Source organism: Rhodococcus sp. GB-02, assembly GCF_053470465.1.
In genome coordinates, this window is sequence record NZ_JBPUKE010000003.1 from 197,184 (window position 1) to 218,879 (window position 21,696).

Consider the following 21,696-nt stretch of genomic DNA (forward strand, 5'->3'; position numbering starts at 1 on the left):
CGCCGGTTCGGAGGGCTCCTCTAGCGAGCCGGGAGACAAACCCGGCGGCCCCCGTGCACAATTCAGGTGGCGATGACACATGGACATCGTTTTCACCATTCTCAGCCTCTTCGGCTTCATCGCGCTGACTGCAGGCACCGCCCTCTTCGTGGCGGCCGAATTCTCACTGACCGCGCTCGAGCGCAGTACCGTCGACGAAGCCGCTCGCGACGGCGACCGACGCTCGCGCCAGGTTCAACACGCACACAAGACTCTCTCGTTCCAGCTCTCCGGTGCCCAACTCGGCATCACGATCACGACCCTGATCACCGGTTACCTGGCCGAGCCCGTTCTGGCGCGGTTCATCACACCAGTTGCGAAGGCCGTCGGACTCAGCGAATCCGCTGCCTCGACAACGTCTTTGATCTTGGCGCTGGTACTCGCGACGTCGTTCTCGATGATCTTCGGCGAGCTCGTACCCAAGAACCTCGCAATCTCCAAGCCGATGCCCACCGCTCGTGCAACTGCGGGCCTGCAGGCCGGCTTCTCGCTGATCTTCCGGTGGGCCATCAACGGCCTCAACGGAGCCGCCAACTGGATTGTGCGACGCCTGGGCATCGAACCCGCGGAGGAACTGCGCTCGGCGCGATCACCGCAGGAACTCGGATCCCTCGTGCGGACGTCCGCGCAGCGCGGGTCCATCGACAAGGGCACGGCGATGCTCGTCGACCGTTCGCTGCAGTTCGGTGACCGCACCGCAGAAGAACTGATGACCCCGCGAGTGAAGATCGAATCGCTGGAACTCTCGGACACCGTCGCAGACCTGATCGTGACGGCGTCGCGAACTGGCTACTCGCGCTTCCCCGTCGTTCGCGGCGATCTCGACGACACGGTCGGCGTCGTACACATCAAGCACGCGTTCACCGTTCCGGCCGAGCGCAGGCGCACGACGCGCGTCGACAGTCTGGCTCAACGTGTTCCCGTCGTGCCGTCGAGTCTGGACGGAGACACCGTCATGGAGCGGATCCGCTCCGACGGCATGCAGGTCGCTCTTGTCGTCGACGAATACGGCGGAACAGCCGGCATCGTCACGATGGAAGACCTCATCGAGGAAATCGTCGGTGATGTGCGCGACGAACACGACGAACCCGAACTCGACGTACAGCGCGTCGGCGACGGCTGGTCGTGCTCCGGTCTCCTGCGCATCGACGAGGTCACGTCGGCAACCGGATACACCGCCCCCGAAGGCGACTACGACACCCTCGGTGGGTTGGTGCTCACCGAACTGGGACGCATCCCCGACGAGGGTGACGAAGTGGAATTGCCCGATGTCGACTCCTCCGGCGATTCCCGTGGCAAGTGGATCGCCCGAGTGACCAGCATGGACGGCCGTCGTATCGACCGGGTGACCATCACGCCGGTCCCCGCTTACGTCGAACCCGAATCCGCAGACGACGACAAGAAGGAGTCCGACGATGAATAACCTCTTCGGTGTACTCCTCACCGTCGTGCTGCTCGCCGGTAACGCATTCTTCGTCGGTGCGGAGTTCGCGCTGATCTCCGCACGACGCGACCGCCTCGAGGCACTTGTCGCGCAGGGTAAGAAGCGGGCACTCACAGTCATCAAGGCCGGTGAGAACCTGTCGCTGATGCTTGCGGCAGCTCAGCTGGGCATCACGATCTGCTCGATTCTCCTGGGTAAGGTCGCCGAACCTGCCATTGCGCACCTCCTCGAGGTGCCGATGGAAGCCGTCGGCCTGCCCGACGGACTGCTGCACCCGATCTCGTTCGCGATCGCGCTGTCGCTCGTCGTCGTGCTGCACATCCTGCTCGGCGAGATGGTTCCCAAGAACATCGCGTTGGCCGGCCCCGAGAAGACGGCCATGCTGCTCGTTCCCGTGCATCTGGCCTTCATCAAGATCGCTCGCCCGATCATCGCGTTCTACAACCTGTGCGCAAACGGCGTGCTGAAGCTCCTGCGCGTCGAGCCGAAGGACGAACTCGACGTCACGGTCTCTGCCGTGGAGTTGTCCGCGATGATCGGTGAATCGCGATCCGAAGGTCTGATCGACGCCGAAGAACACCGGCGGTTGAAGCAGGCTCTCGAATCGACCGATCGCACGGTGTCCGAGGTTCTGATCACTCTCGAAAAGGTTCGGACCATTCCCCTCACACCGTCGGGAACAACACTGGGTGAGATCGAGCGTGCGGTCATCGAGACCGGATACTCGCGTTACCCGGTCCGAGCGAGCGACGGATCGCTGGCCGGGTACGTGCACCTCAAGGATGTGCTCGACGAGGTGCTCGACGAAGCTGCCGGGCCGGACACCGTCGTTCCGACATCCGATATCCGCCCGTTGCCCATCGTTCCGCTCAGCACGCCGCTGGCCGAAGCGTTGGCCGGCCTTCGTCGGGCCAGCTCGCACCTCGGCGCAGTCACGGACGCTGACGGAGTGGTGATCGGTATCGTCGCGCTCGAGGACCTACTCGAGGAGTACGTCGGCACGGTTCGCGACGGCACGCACCGCGGCACAGATGCTGTTCCCGGACAAAGAAACAGCTGATCGATGACACGTTCGGTGCATGCACTCGCACTCGCACAGAGCGAGTGGACGGCTCGGCGGGCACTTCACCTCGAGGAGGTGGAGAAGCTCGTCGAGCCGCACCGAGCGCGTCGTAGCGCCGGTATCTCGCACCCGGTGCACGATTTCCTCTTCACGTACTACAACTTCAAGCCCGCTCAATTGCGGCGCTGGCACCCCGGGTACGGAGTCGCACTCGAGAACGCCGGCGAATATGCAGCCTTCTCCGGCTACCGCGTCGACGATTCGGGTACCGCGACGGTCGAGGCCTCCGTGCTGGAGCGTCGGCGTCACACAGTCGAATTCGTGTGGAATCTGTTGAATCAGACGTCTGCGCGGCCCGCTGTGCTGGGCTGCTTCGGCCTCCACGAATGGGCGATGGTCTATCGCGGCGGCGAGGACGCAATCCGTCACCAGTCAGTGCCGCTGCGGCTCGGGTTCGCGGGTACCGATGCGGTCGTCGAATCCTTGCCGCTCAAATGCACGCACTACGACGCGTTCCGGTTCTTCACGCCGGACGCGGGCCCCAAGAATTCGCTCCCCCTTGCACGGGAGACTCAGGCGGATCACGAGCAGCCGGGCTGCCTGCACGCCGGTATGGACCTGTACAAATGGTCTTTCAAGTTGTTGCCGCTCGTCGATTCGGATCTGGTGATGCGGTGCTTCGAACACGCGCTCCTGGCCCGCGAACTCGACATGCGCGCGAGCCCCTACGACCTCGCCGAGTACGGGTACTCCCCCATTCGCATCGAAACTCCAGCCGGACGCGCCGAATACGTGCGTCAGCAACAACACTTGGCGGATCGTGCTGCGCCGCTCCGCGATACGCTGGCAAAGAAGTGCCGGGAGCTTCTCGACCACTGAACTGCCGAAAGGCGTCGCATGGATCACGGGTACGGGTTTTATCTCGACGAATACCAACGTGACGTGGGGATGCACACCGACGACCGACGCGGGCACATCGAATGCCCGGACTCGGCGGGCTTCCTTGCGGCGCACTTGCCGGTGTTCGACCTCGCTGCGGGTTCGGTTGCGGCGTTCGCCTCCGCGATTGATCGAGGATCCGGGCACTGGACCCTGAATCCCGAACGTATCGCCGCGTCCTTTTCGAGCGATCGACTGTTCCGCACCGGAGGCGAACCGATCAACGGGTTCTCCGTGTACTCGGGATTCTTCGCCGCCCGTGACGGTTGGGTCCGCACGCACGGCAACTATCCACACCATCGCGACCGACTGCTCACCATTTTGGAACTCGAACCTGGATCGCCCAAAGAAGCAGTGGCACAACGGATATCCGAACTCTCTGCTATCGAGATCGAGCAGCAGGCCGCCGAGATCGGAGCCATCGCGGTCCGCGTACGTACCGAGACCGAATGGCGCCTGAGTGAGCAGTGCGCAGCTGCGAGGTCTGCGCCTCTGTTATCCATCCGAGCAAGCGACGAGGGAAAACCCCGCACGCATCCGACGCACCCACGCGTTCTCGACCTGACCCGCGTCATCGCAGGCCCGATCGCGACCCGTGCCCTCGCGCTGGTCGGCGCCGAAGTTCTGCGGATCGATCCCCCGGCGATCCCTGAAATCGGATGGCAGCATCTCGACAGTGGCCAGGGCAAGCGGTCGGCGCTTCTCGACCTGAAATCCTTGGAGGGTGCGACAGCGTTCCGCGAACTCCTCGAAACCGCCGATGTGCTGGTCACCGGCTACCGGCCGGGTGCACTCGAAGCGCTCATCGGGCGAGATCTTCCGGCGCACCTGATTCACGGGCGTGTCAGCGCGTGGGGTTGGGAAGGTCCGTGGGCGGATCGGCGAGGCTTCGACAGCATCGTGCAGGCCGCGTCCGGCATCTCGTTCCTCGAGGGTGGAGAGAAACCCGGCGCCCTTCCCGCGCAGGCACTCGACCACGCGAGCGGGTACTTCCTTGCAGCAGGGCTCCTCGACGCGTTGACATTGCGCTCGCACGACGGGCGCGGCCGCTCTGTCGACGTGTCGCTGGCAGGTACCTGCACCCGTCTTCTGGATGCGCCTGGGCGAACCATCCACCCCGGCCAGCCGACGGCACCTGGCTTCGGCGCTGTTGTCAACCACGGCGACGTGACCACCGCACGACCCGCGTTGGCAGAGTTCGAGGACTACCCCTCAACTGCACATTCGTGGGGATCGGATCCGGCGGAGTGGGCTCACTGAGGGAACGGCGCATTCAGGGCAAGATGGACCTGTGAAGTCACATACCTACACACTCGACCTCCAGTGGACGGGCGATCTGGGATCCGGAACGTCCAGCACACAGGCATATTCGCGCAATCACGCAATATCCGCGGTCGGGAAGCCGGAGCTTCTCGGCAGCTCCGATCCCTCGTTCCGCGGTGACGCGCAGCGGTGGAATCCCGAGGAACTGCTCGTAGCCTCGCTCGCCCAGTGCCACATGCTCTGGTACCTCGGCCTGGCAGCGGCCGCAGGGGTGGTTGTCCTCGACTACAGCGATCAGCCGGTCGGCAGCATGATCGAGGAGTCCGACGGCGGTGGGCAGTTCATCGAAGTGACGTTGAATCCGACGGTGCTGGTCGCCGACGCGTCGATGGTCGAGACGGCCGAGGATCTTCACGGCCCGGCACACACGAAGTGCTTCATCGCTCGTTCGGTGAACTTCCCGGTCCTGCACTCGCCGACGATCCTGGTGGCCACCGATGAGTGATGTGCACAAGCTCATTGTCGACGTCGACACCGGTATCGACGACTCGCTGGCACTGCTCTATCTTCTCGCCAGCGCCGAGGCCGAGATCGTGGGGATTGCGAGTACCGCCGGCAACGTTCCCGTGGAACAGGTCGCGGCCAACAATCTGAACTGGCTCGCACTCTGCGGGGCCCCGGACATCGAGGTTGCACTCGGTGCCCGTGAGCCCCTGGTCATCCCGCTGCGCACCACCGAGGAGACTCACGGTCCACAAGGGATCGGGCATGCCGTGCTCCCCGATTCGGGACGCGGGCTGTCGGTTCGTACCGCCACCGATCTCTGGGTGGATCTCGTTCGTGAGTACCCCGGACAACTCACCGGACTGGTGACGGGACCCCTCACCAATCTGGCCCTGGCGATCAGACGCGAACCCGACCTTCCTTCTCTGCTGAAACGACTGGTCGTGATGGGTGGGTCGTTCAACTATCCGGGCAACACGACGCCGACCGCGGAGTGGAACGTCTCGGTCGATCCGCATGCCGCCAAGGAAGTGTTCGACGCGTTCTCCGTAGTGCCCGCGCACCGACGTCCGATCATCTGCGGCCTCAACGTCACCGAATCCATCGAGATGTTCCCCGAACATGTGCGTCGGCTCGCCGAAGCTGCCGGGAGTACCCCGGAAGAGATCATCTCTCCTGACGACGGCCACGATGTCAGGAGCTCCGCGTCCAACAGCGTGATCCGGCACATGTCCGACGCGATCCGGTTCTACATGGAGTTCCATCGTGAGTACGACCAGGGATTTCTAGCTCACATGCACGACCCGTTTGCGGCTGCCGTCGCGCTCGACCCGAGCTTGGCGACGCTGAAACCGGCAACGGTAGATGTCGAAACCGAGAGCCCACTGTTGATCGGAACCACGGTCGCGGACTGGGTCGGACGTTGGAAACGCGAACCTAACGCGGACATCGCCGTCAGCACCGATCCGGCGGAATTCTTCGATCGACTTGTCCACCGAGTGGGAAATTACGCCCGCGTCGTGGGTTGATCGAGCGCGGCACCGGCTATGCTCGCATGGACAGAACACCAACGAACGAGAACCGAAGGACCCTGACGTGCAGATTTCCAGCCACGATGCCTCCCCGGCATTTGCGCTTGGATTGATGGCGTTCTGGCCCACTCGTCGTAGCGCATGCTTCGATCAGGCGTGTTGCTGAGCGGCGATTTCTCGCTGCCTGCACCCCTGACTTTGTCGCTTCTTCGCTCGGAGTCTGTCTTCTCATGTTCAATCTTCTTTTGTTCACCCTTGTCGGCGTCGGCGCCCAGCTCGTCGACGGCGCCCTCGGCATGGCCTTCGGTGTCACCGCAACCACTCTGCTGATGATCGGTGGGCTCGGTCCAGCTCAGGCGAGCGCCGCGGTTCACCTGGCCGAGGTCGGCACCACCCTCGCTTCGGGGGTGTCGCATTGGAAGTTCAAGAACATCGACTGGAAGCTGGTCGCCAAGCTGGGCGTGCCCGGCGCTGTCGGTGCATTCATCGGTGCCACCGTTCTCTCGGGTTTGTCGACCGAAGCGGCGGTCCCCATCACGGCGACGATTCTGCTGGCAATCGGTATCTATGTGGCACTTCGCTTTTCGGTCCGTCCACCGGCCGTCGCGAATGCTCGCACCACCCCGCACACCGCTCGCTTCCTGTCCCCGCTCGGGCTGTTCGGTGGTTTCATCGACGCATCCGGCGGCGGCGGTTGGGGCCCGATCACCACCAGCACACTGCTCTCCCGCGGCAAGACCGCACCGCGCACGGTGATCGGCTCGGTCAGCGCGTCGGAGTTTCTGGTCGCGTCTGCTGCATCGCTGGGATTTCTCATCGGGCTCGGTCACGAGTCGATGGGAAACCTCCTCGTTGTTGCCGGTCTCGCTCTCGGCGGTGTAATCGCAGCACCGTTTGCGGCGTGGTTGGTCAGCCGGGTGCCCGCGACGTTGCTCGGAACGGCAGTGGGCGGCGTGATCGTGTTGACCAACGCGCAGAAGCTGTTCAAATCCTTCGACATCACCGGAGCGGTCACGGCGGCCGGATACCTCACCATCATCGCCGCCTGGGCAGCGTTGCTGTTCTACGCGTGGAAGCGGTCCACGCTCACCCCGGCCGAAGCAGAAGGCGACTTCACGGGAGTCGAACTCGCGGTCGAGACCGAACTCACCGAGCCTGCAGCCAAGCGCGAACGATAACTCGTCACAGAAGAAATCCCGGGTATCCGCGTTCGGATACCCGGGATTTCTTGGTTTTCGCCTTAGTTGCTTCCGTCGAACGCGTCGAGAATCCGCCCCGCAGCCAACGCCGCCGTCAGCGAACCGTCGCGCACGCTCTGCTCGACGTCGGCCCGGATCGCACGCACCCGCTCGTTGCTGGAGAGCCTGCGCAGCAGCTGATCGTTGACCATCGTCCAGGTCCAGTCGACCTGCTGCTGTCGACGCTTCTCCTCGAACTGCCCCGCTTCGGTGAGCACCTCACGGTGCTTGGTGACAGTTCCCCAGAACTCGTCCAGACCGACACCTTCGAGGCCGCTCATCGTGATGACGGGCGGCTTCCAGATCGCGTCATGCGGGTAGATCAGGCGCAGCGCTCCGGCCAATTCGCGGGCTGCGCCTTTCGCCTCGCGCTCGTGCTTGCCGTCGGCCTTGTTGACCGCGACCAGATCCGCGAGTTCGAGTACACCCTTCTTGATCCCCTGCAGCTGATCGCCCGTACGAGCGAGGGTCAAGAACGTGAAGCAGTCCACCATGTTCGCGACGGTGACCTCGGACTGCCCGACGCCCACCGTCTCCACGAGGATGACGTCGAAACCGGCAGCCTCGAGAAGCACGATGGTTTCGCGAGTTGCCTTCGCGACACCGCCGAGTGTGCCGGACGTCGGTGACGGACGAATATATGCGTTCTTCTCGACCGTGAGCCGAGCCATGCGCGTCTTGTCGCCGAGAATTGAGCCACCGGTGCGAGTGGACGACGGATCGACCGCCAACACCGCAACCCGATGCCCCTTCTCCAGCAAGTACATTCCGAGCGCGTCGATGAACGTCGACTTGCCGACGCCGGGGACGCCGGTGATGCCGATCCGGTGTGCTCCCCCGGCCTCGGGCAACAACTTCAGCAAAAGCTGCTGCGCGAGAGCCCGGTGGTCGTCGCGAGTGGACTCGACGAGTGTGATCGCCCGAGCGAGGCCGGCACGCTGATTTCCACGTACCGCCTCGGCGAGAGAATCAATGTCGATGGGCTGACGTGCCATCTTCAGTGACCCCCTTCTCAGCTGTGGTCGTGACCTAGTTGGGCGGAGAGCTTCTCCAACAATCCGCTGGCAGCGTCGGCGATGACGGTGCCGGGCGGGAAGATGGCAGCAGCGCCGGCCTCGTAGAGTTCGTCGAAGTCACCGGGCGGAATGACGCCGCCGACGACGATCATGATGTCGGGACGACCGGCCGCAGCCAGAGCCTCCCGCAGCGCCGGCACCAAGGTGAGGTGACCGGCTGCCAACGACGACACACCGACTACGTGGACGTCGTTGTCGGCCGCCTGATTGGCGACCTCTTCGGGAGTCTGGAACAGCGGTCCGACGTCAACGTCGAATCCGATGTCCGCGAAGGCCGTGGAGATGACCTTCTGGCCACGGTCGTGACCGTCCTGGCCCATCTTCGCGACGAGAATACGGGGACGACGTCCCTCGTCTTCGGCGAACTTCTCGACCAGTTCCATCGCCTTGCTGATGTTGCTCACCGTTCCTGCCTCGTCGCGGTACACACCACTGATGGTGCGGATCTCGGCCTGGTGGCGTCCGTACACCTTTTCGAGAGCGTCGGAAATCTCGCCGACGGTAGCCATCGCGCGGGCGGCGACGACAGCGAGGGCGAGGAGGTTGTTCTCCATGCCGCCTTCGGTGGATGCGGCAGCGCGGGTGAGGTTCGCGAGTGCGGCCTCGACGGCTTCCGGATCACGTTCTGCGCGAAGGCGAACCAGCTTCTCGAGCTGTTCCTTGCGCACCTTGGAGTTCTCGACCTTGAGAACTTCGATGGTGTCGACCTCGTCGGGAACGTACTTGTTGACGCCGACGAGCGGCTGCCGACCGGAGTCGATGCGTGCCTGGGTGCGGGCGGCAGCTTCCTCGATGCGCAGCTTCGGGATGCCTTCGTTGATGGCCTGAGCCATTCCGCCGGCTTCCTCGACCTCTTCGATGTGCTTACGAGCCCGGTTGGCGAGTTCGTTGGTGAGCCACTCGACGTAGTACGAGCCGCCCCACGGGTCGATCGGGCGAACGGTGCCGGATTCCTGCTGCAGCAGCAACTGGGTGTTACGGGCGATGCGGGCGGAGAAGTCCGTCGGCAGTGCGATGGCTTCGTCGAGTGCGTTGGTGTGCAGCGACTGAGTGTGGCCCTGGGTGGCAGCCATGGCTTCGACGCAGGTACGCGGAACGTTGTTGAAGACGTCCTGCGCGGTGAGCGACCAGCCCGAGGTCTGCGAGTGGGTACGCAGCGACAGAGACTTGGCGCTCTTGGGGTCGAACTTGGCAACCAGCTCGGCCCACAGGAGGCGTCCGGCACGGAGCTTGGCGACCTCCATGAAGAAGTTCATGCCGATGGCCCAGAAGAAGGACAGGCGAGGCGCGAACTTGTCGATGTCCATCCCGGCGTCGAGGCCGGCGCGGATGTACTCGACTCCGTCGGCGAGGGTGTATGCCAGTTCCAGATCGGCCGTCGCTCCGGCTTCCTGGATGTGGTAGCCCGAGATGGAGATGGAGTTGTACTTCGGCATTTCCGCGCTGGAGTACGCGAAGATGTCCGAGATGATCCGCATCGAGGGCTTGGGCGGATAGATGTAGGTGTTTCGAACCATGAACTCTTTGAGGATGTCGTTCTGGATCGTTCCGGCCAGCTTGTCCGGAGTGACACCCTGCTCGCCTGCCGCAGCGACGTACAGCGCGAGGATCGGCAACACGGCACCGTTCATCGTCATCGAGACCGACACCTGCGAGAGGTCGATTCCGTCGAAGAGCTGACGCATGTCGAGGATGGAATCGATTGCAACACCGGCCATTCCGACGTCACCGGCGACGCGCGGGTGATCGGAGTCGTAGCCGCGGTGCGTGGCGAGGTCGAAAGCGACCGACAGGCCCTTCTGACCGGCCGCGAGGTTACGACGGTAGAACGCGTTGGACTCGGCGGCAGTGGAGAAGCCTGCGTACTGGCGAATGGTCCACGGCTGGTTCACGTACATGGTCGGGTACGGACCACGCAGGAACGGCGCTGCGCCCGGGAAGCTGTCGAGCGGGTAACCGGACTCGGCGGCCGCCGTGCGGTCGGCGCCGGTGTACACCGGCTTGACGTCGATGCCTTCCGGGGTGGACCAGACAACCTGCTCGGCGGCGTAGTTGTTGGCGTTTGCGCCCTCTTCGATGAGCGCCTGTGCCTGCTCGACCGACGGCGGTGTGGGTGCCGGAGACTGCGGGTCCTCGAGTGGGACCTCGGCGAAACTGCCGATCACGTGTTTGACCTCTCGTGTCGTCACTTGGAGCTTCCCGTCTCGATGAAGTCGAGCAGTTCGGTCAGAGCCGACACTGCGTCGATGCGGGCTGTGAGGAATCCGTCCGGGCGAGAATCGCCGGTCGCGTCGGCGACTGCCTTTTCCGGTCCTGCGAGCAGCACCTTGGTGATGCCGGCAGCACGAAGTTCGGCGACGGCCGCTGCTGCGCTCTCGCCGTAGCGCTTGTCCGTGCCGCACAGCACGGCGACCGTGGCACCGGAAGCCTTGACGGCAGCGGAGATAGCCTCGGCGCCCACCTCGAGCGGGCCGGGGTTGATTGCGTCGATGCCGCCCGAAGCGAGCAGGTTGGACGCAAACGTGGTGCGCACGTTGTGTTCTGCGACTGAGCCCAGCGGCGCGAGAAGCGCAGCGGGACGGGCGCCTCCGGCGGCGAGGAACGCATCCGAACGGTCGCGAAGCGCTTCGAACGCAGCTGCGTAGCGGGCGACGGCCTGACCGGGCTCGACTGCTTCGGTGGACAGCGGTGTTTCACCGAGGTTCGGGAACTCGTTGACACCGGTGACCGTGGTCTTACGGTGTGCGATGTCGGAGTCGCGCTTGGCTTTGGTGGCAGCGATGCGACCGGAGACGATTCCCGCCTCGAGTGCGGCAAGATATCCACCGGCTGCTTCGATTTCCTGGAAGAACTCCCACGCGGTGGCGGCGATCTGCTGTGTCAGGTCTTCGACGTACCAGGATCCGGCCGAAGGATCGAGGACACGGCCCAGGTGCGACTCTTCGAGCAGGAGCAGCTGTGTGTTTCGGGCGATGCGTGAGGAGAACGACTTACTGACGCCGAGGGTGCCGTCGGCAAGCGCGACATCGAACGGAAGAACCGTCACAGCGTCTGCTCCGCCGACACCGGCGCCGAATGCGGCGAGGGTGGTGCGCAGCATGTTCACCCAGGGATCACGCTGAGCCATCATCGCGGCGGAGGTGACCGCATGCTGGGGCGCTCCACCGAAGTCGGAAGCTCCGCAGACCTGAGCGATGCGGGCCCACACGAGACGTGCGGCACGGAACTTCGCGATGGTCTGGAACTGATCGTCGGTTGCCGAGTAGCGGAAGGCCAACTGCGACAACGCAGCACCGATGGCCAGGCCGCTCTCTGCGGTGAGTGCGCGGAGGTATTCGAGGCCTGCGGCAATCGCGGCTCCGAGTTCTTCGGCATCCCCGGCACCAGCGTTGTGGAACGCCGTGCCGTCGACGGTGATCGCGTGCACAGTTTCCGCGCGAGCTGCAGCGAGGGCGGACAACTCGACGGCGTCGGCAAGTTCGACGTCGGCTGAGCCGGAAAACGAACTGGTCAGCGGAGCGGCACCGAGGTCGATGCGGATACCGGCGCGATCGCTGACGCCGTCACCGGCCTCGGCACGCGCGTCGAGGAGTGAGAAGAGTGCACGTGCTGCATCGCCGGCCTCGGCGCCTGCGTCGAGCGTCAGCGGCGCGAGATCGAGAAGCACGCCCTCGAGCGCAGCGCCGAGGTCGGTGACCGGAACGCCGCCCCCGCCCACTTTCAACCAGAGTGCGCTGACGCCGTTTTCGAGGGCGTCCAGGACGCTGCGATTCGTCTCGGCTGCCGAGGCCGTTCCGAATGCTGCGGAGACCAGCCAGCCGGCATTGACGTCACGGTGAGCATCGACACCCCGCACGTACGGGAACGTGCCCGGCAGGGTCTGCTCAGGACGCTCGTCGCGTGGGCTGTAGAGCGGTGCGACAGTGACGCCGTCGTAGGTGACGGTTTCGAGCAGTTTCTGTGGCTCGGGGCCCAGTTCTGCCGCATCGACTCTGCGGGACTTGGCGAGCACACCGGCTACGGAGCGCTGCCACTCCGCGTATGCCTGCTCGACAGCCTCGGCTTCTGAAGCTAATGACACTGTGTCCGCTCCCTCTCATTTTTAGCGTGAGCGCTGTACCGATAATCGGAATTGTTCGTTAGTTCTGTGATGCTAACCCGCGTCTGAGCTCAGATATCGTGAGGATCACGTCAGGTTCTTCACAGTGCCGTTCACGACGCCGTTCACGACCACTTCCCGACCGGTCCGCCGGCGTGTGTGTTCAGTGATTCGGACCCGTGCAACTGGTCCTTACCTAGCGATTGTTCAGCATGTATGTGAGTTACTCACGAGTTCGTTTCACTGGCCGGGACTGCAGGTGCGGACCACTTGGGAAGCGTAGTGGTTTTCGTCACAGCACAGCTTTCATTGTCGCCTGGAGCACGTGAATTTCCAGCATTCGGGATGGTCTTCGGCACACCGTTCCCAGCGTGCGAGCGACTCGGTTCACCGTTCACAGGTAGCCTGGTGACCTGTGATGGGACGCCTGCTGGACCGAAGATTGATCGCAATAGTCCTGGTAGTGCTCGCTTTGTTCCTCGCTGCCCTCCTCGCCCCACATCCCACGGTGTCTCAGGTGCGCGAGTGGGCGGACTCGGTTGGCCCGGCGTTCCCCCTAGTGTTCTTCCTGGTTCATTCGATAGTCACCGTTGCGCCGTTTCCGCGGACCGTCTTCACACTCAGCGCGGGGGTTCTTTTCGGCTCGGTGACCGGCATCGCCCTTACTGTGGCGGCAACGACTGTGAGCGCCGTGCTGGCCCTCTACCTGGTCCGCGCCATCGGCCGCGACGTCGTTTGGCAACGGATTTCGAGTCCGACGATCCGGCGGGTGGACGAGCGGATCGAAAAGCGGGGGTGGCTGGCCGTCGGGTCCCTGCGCTTGATCGCGTTTGTCCCCTTCTCGGTGGTGAACTACTGCTGCGGCATTTCGTCGATCCGGATCGTGCCCTACATCCTTGCCACCGTCGTCGGCATTTTGCCCGGCACTGTCGGGATTGTCGTTCTGGGCGATGCGCTGTCCGGCGAAGCCGATCCTCGTCTCCTGATTCTGTCCGGGATCTGCATTGCAATCGGGATCGCCGGTCTGGTGTTCGACGCTCGTCGTCAGCCTCCACAGGGCGAAACCACCGTCGACAGCAGTCAATCTCAAGAGGTTGATTTGATTGAGTCAACCCAAAACGATTGACTACTCAAAGTCAACTACATAACATTGACTAATGTTCGTACTGACGGTGGATCAACGAGGTAGCCGGCGGGATGTCGATCGCGTCGGGGAGATTCTCGGTGCGCTGTCCAGCTACCAACTCCTTCGACCCTTCGAGCGCACTGCGGGCGACGAGATTCAAGCGGTGACCGACGATCCGGCACTGCTCGTCCTCGTCGCACTGGAGCTGATTCGGCGCGAACACTGGAGTGTCGGGATCGGGATCGGCCCAGTCGAGCAGCCTCTACCGCGGCAGACTCGCGCCGGACGCGGGCCGGCGTTCGAAGCTGCGCGGGTAGCCGTCGAGCGCGCCAAGCGAGCGCCGGCCAAAATAGCCGTCGAGCAGGCACCGGCAGAGAGATCACGCGCCGAACTTGCCGCCGACGTCGATGCCGCGTTCACCTTGCTCGGCACGATTGTCACGAGACAGACGAAGGACGGGCGCGAAGCCATCGCTCTGATGGACAGCGGACTCACTCAGGTCAGCGCGGCCGCACAACTCGGAATCACCAAGCAGGCCATGTCGAAGCGACTCCTGACCGCCGGATGGCACGCAGAACTCGCCGGGCGTCGCCTCGCAGAACGACTTTTGGTCAGACTCCAGCCCTAGACTGCTCACGCTCGCATCAGTAGAACTCGTCGACACAGCAGGGGGCTCGGATACATGGTCGTTCTGGCGTTGATCGCACTCGCCGTCGCCGCCGCGGCACCAGCAGTTGCAGCGGCGGTGGGACCGCTCAGTCGTGGTCGACTGGAGGTGCCCGAATGGGCGTCGTCCGTGGTCGCGTTGCCGGCGCTGGGTGTTGCCGCGCTCGCATCGACCCGAACGAGCCCGGTCAACGGTTTTGCGCTCGGGGCGACGCTTGTCCTGTGCGTACTTGCCGCCGCCACTGCCGGTGCACCGTTGGTGCTTGCCACCTTCAAGATCGCCCGTCGCCAACCGGACGGGAGCCCGGCACCGGATGCCGGACCTCTTCGCGGCGGGCGTGTGATCGGGATACTCGAGCGGCTCGCGGTGGCGGCGTCGATTCTCGCGACCTGGCCGGAAGGCATCGCGATCGTCTTGGCAGTCAAAGGACTCGCACGGTACCCGGAACTTCGCGAACCGCACGCGTCCGAGCAGTTCATCATGGGAACCTTCGTCAGCGTCCTCTGGGCGATCGCTGTATGTGGAACGGGACGGGCACTCATCACGTAGGTGATGAGTGCCCGTCCCGATTACCACTACGGATTACTACTGCGAGAGGTGACTATTGGCGCTGGCCGCCCTCGGGTGGCTGACCCTGGTACGGGTATTTCTGCTGGAAATCTTCACGCTCGGGCGGCAGCGGCAGCTGACCGGGCCAAGGATTTTCACCCTGCTGTGGCAGCGCGGGATTTACCAGTCCAGGCTGCTCGGGCGCACTTTCACGGCGGTGCCTGACCGCAGCTGCCGGGTCTTCGACGGGTGTGCGCGCAGCAACTTCAGCGGCGCGCACTGCTTCTGCGATGGCCGGGTCGGATTTTGTCTCGAACCACTCTGCCACCTCAGCTGAATCATCCTCAGGGTTGGGAAGATTCTCTTCGGCGGCCGGCGGCTCGTAACGGAAAACACCGTCCTGCCCCTGCGCGCCAAGCGTTTTCGCAAATCCCTTCAGTGCGTCACCGAAGTCACTGGGTACAAGCCAGACCTTGTTCGCATCGCCCTGCGCCATCTGCGGCAACGTCTGAAGGTACTGGTATGCAAGCAATTCCGGAGTCGGCTTACCGGACTTGATGGCGGCGAAGACCTTCTCGATGGCCTTGGCCTCGCCCTGGGCCTGCAGGTACTTGGCCGCGCGGTCACCTTGAGCGCGAAGGATCTGAGACTGACGCTCACCCTCGGCGTTCAGGATCGACGCCTGCTTGTTGCCCTCGGCAGAAAGAATCTGACTCTGCTTTGCACCCTCGGCGGTCTTGATAGCGGACTCACGGTGGCCTTCAGCCGTCAGAATCATGGCGCGCTTTTCACGGTCCGCCTTCATCTGCTTTTCCATCGACTCCTGGATCGAGGGCGGAGGATCGATGCTCTTGAGCTCGACGCGGGCCACTCGCAGGCCCCAGCGACCGGTCGCCTCGTCGAGGACACCGCGAAGCTGACCGTTGATGGAATCACGCGAGGTCAACGTCTCTTCAAGGGTCATTCCGCCGACGACATTTCGCAACGTCGTGGTCGCCAACTGCTCGACGGCAGCGATGTAGTTGCTGATCTCGTACACCGCAGCTTGCGGGTTGGTGACCTGGAAGTACACCACCGTGTCGATGGACAGTGTCAGGTTGTCCTGGGTGATCACCGGTTGCGGCGGGAACGAGACCACCCGCTCGCGGAGATCCACCTTGGCACGTACGCGATCGGCGAACGGGATCAAGAATGTGAGCTGCCCGGACACCGTCTTCGAATATCGGCCGAGCCGTTCGATGACCGCGGCTTCTGCCTGCGGTACCAGTGCCACCGATTTCGCGACCACCAAGATCACGAATAGCACCAACACACCGAGCACTATGAGTGCTGCCATTAAGGTCCCCTCCAGACGACTGCTGTTGCGCCGTTGATTTCCATCACCGTCACCTTGGTGCCCGGCGGGTACACCTCGGTGGTGTCGTACGGCCTGGCAGTCCACACCTCGCCGTCCAACTTGACCTGCCCGGAATGCTCGCCCACTTCTTCCAGAACCAGAGCGTGCTTACCTTCGAGTGCCTGAATTCCGGTCGGGGTCGGCGGCGGACTACCGAAGCGACGCAACATGATCGGTCGCACACCCAGGACGAGGGCGGCGGAAAACACCCCGAACATGACGGCGTCGACCCACACCGGGAAGTCGGTGACAGCACTGACACCGGCAGTAGCGAGCGCCCCACCGGCGAGCATCAGCAGGAAGAAATCTCCCACCAAAGCTTCGGCCCCGGCGAGCACCAGTGCTCCGATCAGCCAAATAAGTGCAGCCACAACACCATCTAACCAGAGAGTGTGACCCAGACCGCTGCTACGTCAGTTCGGCTCGGTAACGAAATCGACAAGTTGTTCGACAGCACCGATCAGCGGAGCTTCGAGATCGCGGAAGCTCTCCACCGAGTTGTAGACCCGCCGCCAGCCCTCCTGAGGTGTTCCCCAGCCCAGTTCTCGGCAGATTCCCGTCTTCCAATCCTCACCGCGCGGAATCTTCGGCCAGGCTGCGATACCGACGGATTTGGGGCGCACTGCCTCCCAGACGTCGATGTACGGGTGACCGGTCACCAGTACATTCGGGCCGAGGCCCTGAGTCAATTGGGTTTCCTTGGAGCCGGTGACCAGGTGGTCGACCAGGACCCCGACGCGGCGGCCGGGACCTGGACCGAATTCGGCAAGCCTCTCCCCCAGATTGTCGAGACCTTCGAGATGTTCGACGACCACACCTTCGACGCGAAGGTCGTGACCCCACACTCGCTCGACGAGGGCAGCATCGTGCACTCCCTCCACCCAGATCCGGCTGGGCAGAGCCGTACGAGCCCGCAAGCCTTCGACTCGCGTCGAACCCGAAGCCGACCGTGCGGGCTTGGTGGATGCGGGTTTGGGTGCCGGTCGGACCAGCGTGACCGGTGAGCCGTCGATGAGGAAGGCCGCCTCGCGCATCGCGAACAACCGCGTCCGGGAACGACCGTCCTCGAGCCGCACGAAATCGCCGTCGTACGTGCGCTCGAAACCGACTACCGCCCCGCAGAATCCCGTCGCCGCATCCTCGACGACAAGATCACGTTCGGCCGCCACTTCAGGCGTCACGCGCTTCTGTTTGCGGGTATGACCCGCAAAAATGTCACCGTATCCGTTGCCACCGCTCACGCCGGATCACGCTAGGTCACAACGCCGGGGCCGCGCATGTCGCCACGCCGAACTAAACTTCACGGTCATGAGTTCTCCCAGCGCAACCCTCACCGTGTGGGCAGCGTCATGGCTCGCCGGCGACGCTGCGCCGGACGACGTCATCGACGCCCTTGCCGCGTGGGCACCGATGCACCTGATCGGCGCCGCCGATGCGGAAACTGCGGTCCGCCATGATCTCGAGTGGCCGGGAGTCACGGCTTCCGGTGTGCCCACCCTGTTGAGAATCGCACGCTCGGAGGCTGCTGAGGTCCGCCTGGTCCTTCCTACGGCCGGTGATGTACGTGGCCTGCCCACCGGGACCGAGTTCGCGCGCGCTGCGATCGCAACGGGTGAAGGGATACAGATCGGCGCCGTCGGAAAGCCGGGAGTCGGCCTCGTGCCGTCGAAGGAAGGCCCGGACGTCTTGCGGTGGACGGTCTTCTCCATTCCCACTGTGGCGGGCAGCGCCGAATCGATCGGACTCCGCGAAGCCGAATACCAACTGCGCCAAGCTGTTCGGGACGCAGCCGAGGTGCTCGCTGGGCTTCCGACCGTAGCCACCGGAACGCCTGGAAACGACGCTCGTACGCTGGTCGCCGAAGCCTTGCAGGCACAGGCCGGACACCGCTGGCCGTCGACACTGTCACCACGGCATCTACAGGTGATCGACACAGCCGACAACGTGGCGGCCATTCTTGCCGTCGCTGCGTCGGTCTCGACCAATCAGGCCCCGAGCGTGTCCACCGCGCAGACGCGTGAAGACCTGCTGCGACGATTGTGGGACGTCGTCCGCATCGCCCGTGTTGCTTCGGCCAACAGCGTGTCGATCAGAGCCTGAGCGCGAAGTCCCGGCGTTTCTCGGCAAACCTGTTGCGGTCACCGAACATCCAGCATGGGTTCCACGCGATCTCCTTCGAGTAAGTCGACGGCGACCTTGTCCAGCCACGCCTCGAACAGATCCGGCAGCCTGGGGCAAGTCCGATGTCCAATGCGCGACGGATACCGATCGCACTGCACACGCTTCCCCGGCTTGATCCGACCCGCCTCGATGACGTTGAGGTGGATACCGTTGCTGAATCTGTCGTAGTCACCTGTGCGGACTTGGTGTCCAGCCTCGCGAAGAACAAGACCAGCCCGCTGCGAGAGACCGATGTCGGAGGTGACGAGAAGAAGCACGCGCAACGGTGGCGCGAAAGTCGCGCGTGGACGTGAGTGCCGGAACAGCGCCGCCGTCGCCGCTCGCAGACGACCGTCGGTTTGTTTCAAAAAGCCATTTTCAAGCAAACCGTAAGATCGGTCAACCCACAGTCTTGTGATTGATCGCGATATGGCGGTCGATACGAATATGTTCATCCAGCGTCGGGTAGCGCAAACCGGTGTCCTGGCTGTATCCCTGACGGCGCAACCAATCCAGGACGTCGCCCCAGAACCAGATCCCCCCGGCAACCGAGTTGTACGGAATCGGGAAAGGTGTAGCCGCCTGCCGGACCCCTCGCACCCACTGCCCGACAGCTTGTCGCGTCACCCCCGCGCGGTCGGCAATGTCCTGACGTGACACCAAATCGGGATGTGTCCGCTGGGGACGCACGCCTGCAGCCACCAACTGGTCCACCACGGTGATAGCCGTTGTCGCCGCTCGCATACCTTCCGAGGTGAGCGTCAGCAACTGCAGCCCGCGTCGGTCCTCGACCCTTCCGCCCAAGCTCTCTTCGATCGCCTGCTCTTGCGAGACTGTCAGCATCTGAACGATGAATGTGAATTCGTAACGGTGATAGAGGTCTTCGGCCACGCAATGAACATAGCCGTAAGCTGCACTGTTTCCACATGGACACACCCGGATCCCGCCCGCGCACGCACAATGGGCAGATGATCGACGTGGACGACAGTCAGTTCGAGGGCATGGTCAAGCGGGCGCTCGACAGCCTGCCACCGAAATTGGGTGCGGAGATGGCCAACGTCGCGGTGACCGTTCAACTCGAAGGTGGACGACCGGGGCTACTCGGGCTGTACCAGGGCATCCCACTGACCAAGAGAACCACCACGTACGCCGGCGTCCTTCCCGACCACATCACGATCTACCGCAGGGCAATCTGTGCGATCTGCAACACCGAAGACGAGGTGATCGAGCAAGTTCGTCGGACCGTGATCCACGAAATCGGCCACCACTTCGGGATCGGAGATCCCCGGTTGCGTGAACTTGGATGGTGACAACCGACTCATCTACAAGTCGGAAATCAGCTAGAGGTTGATAATCGACGAATTGTCATGTCAGCTGTACCAAGCCCGCAACAATTGAACACTTACAGGAGTTCGCATGGTCAATTTGATCCAGATCGCGCCGAAGAATACCCCGACGTTTGCGATGAGCCGACAGAAGGCCGCCGAACTGTTGGGCATCTCGGTCGACAGCGTCGCGTTTCTCCTCAAGTCTCGCTATCTCCCGGATCTGGACGCCGGCCGGTTGATCTCGATGGCCAACCAACCGTGGTTGTACTCGGACGGCGACTTTCCCGTCCTACAGCAGGGCGCATCCGAACTTGCACCCAAGAAGATGCTGCCCGCACGTAAGTACATCGGCGAGAGCGCAGTTCACTCCGACGCCGAATGCGTGGAAGCCAACCAGGGGCAGTGGGCGGGATTCAACGTCGACCATGTGCTCGGCGCACGCTTCCTGCCTGTGACGCTGCGCAAGTTTCCGGTGTCGGTGCTGCAGATCCACGACGTCAACGACGACGACGAAGAACGAGTGTCATTTGTCGCGACCCTCGCCGGACGAGTCCGCGAACTGGGAGCGCCCAAGCTCAACTACATCGACCCGTCACTGAGCCCCGAGGATCGACAGATCGTCGAGACGCTCCTCACCTCGCGCAGCACGTCCACCGTTCCCGGGCCCTGCGGAAAGCTCAAGCAGCCGAACACCTGAGCGGCGGGCCGTCAGCGGGGGCGCTGAACGGCCGCGCAGCAATTCACCGCACACGAGCGACCGTTGGTGGTCGAGCCGAGCAGCGGCTCGACCCCCAGTCGCAGTGGCTGCTCGGCCTCGGCCAGTTCCCGAATGAGCGTGGGCATCAGCTGCGCAAAACGCTGATCGCGGCCGGGTGTTGCTGCGCGAACGAAATCCATCCCGAGTTCGGCTGCCTTGTCCTTGGCCTCGGTGTCCAGGTCCCACACCACTTCGAGGTGATCGGAGACGAAACCGACGGGGCACACGATCACGGCGCGAACATCCTTGGCGGACAACGTATCCAGGTGATCACAGATGTCTGGGTCCAGCCACGGAACCTGCGGCGGGCCTGATCGCGACTGCCACACCAGATCGAAATCTTCGACGCCGACGGCTTCGGCAACCAACTTCGCAGCCTCGGCAACCTGTCGGCTGTAGAGGTTTCCGCCCTCTGCCGGCGGCCCTGCATTGCGGTCTGCGGCACTCGGTACCGAATGCGCCGTGAACACCAGGCGCGCAGTATCGCGAGTCGCTTCGGGCAACTCTGCGCGGGCCGCGCGCACACCGTCGGCGAACGCGCCGACGACCAGCGGATGGTCGTAGTACTGGCGAAGTTTTGTCAATGTCGGTGCGCCGTCACCGACCGCGTCACGGGCGCGGGCGATGTCTTCGTGGTACTGCCGACATCCGGAGTAACCACCCCAGGCCGACGTGGCGAACACGGCGGCGTTGCGGACACCGTCCTCGCGCATCTTGGCAACGGTGTCTTCGACCATCGGGTGCCAGTTGCGGTTGCCGAAGTACACGGGCACATCCACGCCGGCTGCTGCCAGCTCACCTTCGACCCGTTCGATCAGGTCTCGGTTGAGCGCGTTGATGGGCGAAACTCCACCGAAATGCATGTAGTGCTCGACGACGGCGTCGAGCCGCTCCGGTGGCACTCCCCTACCGCGCGTGACGTTTTCGAGGAACGGCCGAACGTCTTCGGGTTTTTCGGGACCGCCGAACGACAAAACGAGAAGAGCATCGAACTGCATGTCCATACTTGCGGTCATG

General features: G+C 63.6%; 22 protein-coding genes. 13 read left to right on the forward strand and 9 right to left on the reverse strand.

Going from position 1 to position 21,696, the window contains the following annotated elements:
- The first annotated feature begins 79 nt into the window (after positions 1–79).
- From ACSW29_RS21320 to ACSW29_RS21350, 7 genes are all read left to right on the forward strand, one after another.
- Complete coding sequence (locus ACSW29_RS21320) at positions 80–1,462, forward strand: hemolysin family protein (RefSeq protein WP_230815613.1); 1,383 nt, start codon at positions 80–82, stop codon at positions 1,460–1,462.
- Positions 1,455–2,543, forward strand: a complete 1,089-nt coding sequence (locus ACSW29_RS21325; RefSeq protein ID WP_448278241.1) for a hemolysin family protein — start codon at positions 1,455–1,457, stop codon at positions 2,541–2,543. Before ACSW29_RS21320 ends, ACSW29_RS21325 begins: the two co-directional genes overlap by 8 nt.
- Positions 2,544–2,546: 3 nt before the next feature.
- Positions 2,547–3,425, forward strand: a complete 879-nt coding sequence (locus ACSW29_RS21330; RefSeq protein ID WP_317828023.1) for a 3-methyladenine DNA glycosylase — start codon at positions 2,547–2,549, stop codon at positions 3,423–3,425.
- An 18-nt stretch (positions 3,426–3,443) separates the two neighbouring features.
- Positions 3,444–4,745 (forward strand): CoA transferase, encoded by a 1,302-nt coding sequence (locus tag ACSW29_RS21335; RefSeq protein ID WP_448278242.1) that lies wholly within the window; start codon positions 3,444–3,446, stop codon positions 4,743–4,745.
- Between the two features lie 31 nt (positions 4,746–4,776).
- Positions 4,777–5,253 (forward strand): OsmC family protein, encoded by a 477-nt coding sequence (locus tag ACSW29_RS21340; RefSeq protein WP_230815609.1) that lies wholly within the window; start codon positions 4,777–4,779, stop codon positions 5,251–5,253.
- On the forward strand, positions 5,246–6,280 hold the full coding sequence (locus ACSW29_RS21345) for a nucleoside hydrolase (protein WP_448278243.1): 1,035 nt from the start codon (positions 5,246–5,248) through the stop codon (positions 6,278–6,280). Before ACSW29_RS21340 ends, ACSW29_RS21345 begins: the two co-directional genes overlap by 8 nt.
- 233 nt (positions 6,281–6,513) lie before the next feature.
- Complete coding sequence (locus ACSW29_RS21350; RefSeq protein WP_347872738.1) at positions 6,514–7,461, forward strand: sulfite exporter TauE/SafE family protein; 948 nt, start codon at positions 6,514–6,516, stop codon at positions 7,459–7,461.
- 62 nt (positions 7,462–7,523) lie between these two features.
- On the opposite strand, the gene meaB is transcribed toward ACSW29_RS21350, so the two are convergent.
- From meaB to mutA, 3 genes are read right to left on the reverse strand one after another with little or no spacing between them, the layout of a single operon-like run.
- Positions 7,524–8,516 (reverse strand): methylmalonyl Co-A mutase-associated GTPase MeaB, encoded by a 993-nt coding sequence (meaB, locus tag ACSW29_RS21355; RefSeq protein ID WP_448278244.1) that lies wholly within the window; start codon positions 8,514–8,516, stop codon positions 7,524–7,526.
- A 17-nt stretch (positions 8,517–8,533) separates the two neighbouring features.
- Complete coding sequence (gene scpA, locus ACSW29_RS21360; protein WP_019748436.1) at positions 8,534–10,786, reverse strand: methylmalonyl-CoA mutase; 2,253 nt, start codon at positions 10,784–10,786, stop codon at positions 8,534–8,536.
- A complete protein-coding gene (gene mutA / locus ACSW29_RS21365; protein WP_448278245.1) occupies positions 10,783–12,678 on the reverse strand; it encodes a methylmalonyl-CoA mutase small subunit in 1,896 nt (631 codons plus the stop codon). The genes scpA and mutA overlap by 4 nt, the downstream gene beginning before the upstream one ends.
- Positions 12,679–13,114: 436 nt before the next feature.
- Between mutA and ACSW29_RS21370 the strand changes: the two genes are divergently transcribed.
- Genes ACSW29_RS21370 through ACSW29_RS21380 form a run of 3 tightly spaced genes read left to right on the forward strand, consistent with a single transcriptional unit; the run spans position 13,115 to position 15,038 of the window.
- On the forward strand, positions 13,115–13,822 hold the full coding sequence (locus ACSW29_RS21370) for a TVP38/TMEM64 family protein (RefSeq protein ID WP_317828087.1): 708 nt from the start codon (positions 13,115–13,117) through the stop codon (positions 13,820–13,822).
- A 31-nt stretch (positions 13,823–13,853) separates the two neighbouring features.
- Positions 13,854–14,450 (forward strand): hypothetical protein, encoded by a 597-nt coding sequence (locus tag ACSW29_RS21375; protein ID WP_347872736.1) that lies wholly within the window; start codon positions 13,854–13,856, stop codon positions 14,448–14,450.
- A gap of 54 nt (positions 14,451–14,504) precedes the next feature.
- A complete protein-coding gene (locus tag ACSW29_RS21380; protein WP_448278246.1) occupies positions 14,505–15,038 on the forward strand; it encodes a hypothetical protein in 534 nt (177 codons plus the stop codon).
- A 52-nt stretch (positions 15,039–15,090) separates the two neighbouring features.
- On the opposite strand, the gene ACSW29_RS21385 is transcribed toward ACSW29_RS21380, so the two are convergent.
- From ACSW29_RS21385 to ACSW29_RS21395, 3 genes are read right to left on the reverse strand one after another with little or no spacing between them, the layout of a single operon-like run.
- On the reverse strand, positions 15,091–16,374 hold the full coding sequence (locus tag ACSW29_RS21385) for an SPFH domain-containing protein (RefSeq protein ID WP_448278247.1): 1,284 nt from the start codon (positions 16,372–16,374) through the stop codon (positions 15,091–15,093).
- A complete protein-coding gene (locus ACSW29_RS21390; protein WP_003944877.1) occupies positions 16,374–16,805 on the reverse strand; it encodes an NfeD family protein in 432 nt (143 codons plus the stop codon). Before ACSW29_RS21390 ends, ACSW29_RS21385 begins: the two co-directional genes overlap by 1 nt.
- 42 nt (positions 16,806–16,847) lie before the next feature.
- Positions 16,848–17,675 (reverse strand): DUF3097 domain-containing protein, encoded by an 828-nt coding sequence (locus ACSW29_RS21395; RefSeq protein ID WP_166810193.1) that lies wholly within the window; start codon positions 17,673–17,675, stop codon positions 16,848–16,850.
- Between the two features lie 67 nt (positions 17,676–17,742).
- Between ACSW29_RS21395 and ACSW29_RS21400 the strand changes: the two genes are divergently transcribed.
- Positions 17,743–18,534: a hypothetical protein gene (locus ACSW29_RS21400; RefSeq protein WP_448278248.1), complete on the forward strand. Its 792-nt coding sequence runs from the start codon at positions 17,743–17,745 to the stop codon at positions 18,532–18,534.
- Positions 18,535–18,572: 38 nt separating this feature from the next.
- Here ACSW29_RS21400 and ACSW29_RS21405 read toward each other — a convergent pair whose 3' ends face one another.
- Together ACSW29_RS21405 and ACSW29_RS21410 are read right to left on the reverse strand one after the other, a co-directional pair.
- Positions 18,573–18,962: a hypothetical protein gene (locus ACSW29_RS21405; protein WP_448278249.1), complete on the reverse strand. Its 390-nt coding sequence runs from the start codon at positions 18,960–18,962 to the stop codon at positions 18,573–18,575.
- Positions 18,963–18,993: 31 nt separating this feature from the next.
- Complete coding sequence (locus tag ACSW29_RS21410) at positions 18,994–19,485, reverse strand: hypothetical protein (protein ID WP_003944993.1); 492 nt, start codon at positions 19,483–19,485, stop codon at positions 18,994–18,996.
- Positions 19,486–19,562: 77 nt separating this feature from the next.
- Here ACSW29_RS21410 and ACSW29_RS21415 point away from each other — a divergent pair, with 77 nt between their 5' ends.
- A complete protein-coding gene (locus ACSW29_RS21415) occupies positions 19,563–19,904 on the forward strand; it encodes a metallopeptidase family protein (protein WP_317828086.1) in 342 nt (113 codons plus the stop codon).
- A gap of 106 nt (positions 19,905–20,010) precedes the next feature.
- On the forward strand, positions 20,011–20,619 hold the full coding sequence (locus ACSW29_RS21420) for a transcriptional regulator (protein WP_347872733.1): 609 nt from the start codon (positions 20,011–20,013) through the stop codon (positions 20,617–20,619).
- A gap of 11 nt (positions 20,620–20,630) precedes the next feature.
- Here the strand turns inward: ACSW29_RS21420 and ACSW29_RS21425 are convergent, their stop codons facing one another.
- A complete protein-coding gene (locus ACSW29_RS21425; RefSeq protein ID WP_448278544.1) occupies positions 20,631–21,683 on the reverse strand; it encodes a ferrochelatase in 1,053 nt (350 codons plus the stop codon).
- Positions 21,684–21,696: the final 13 nt, after the last annotated feature.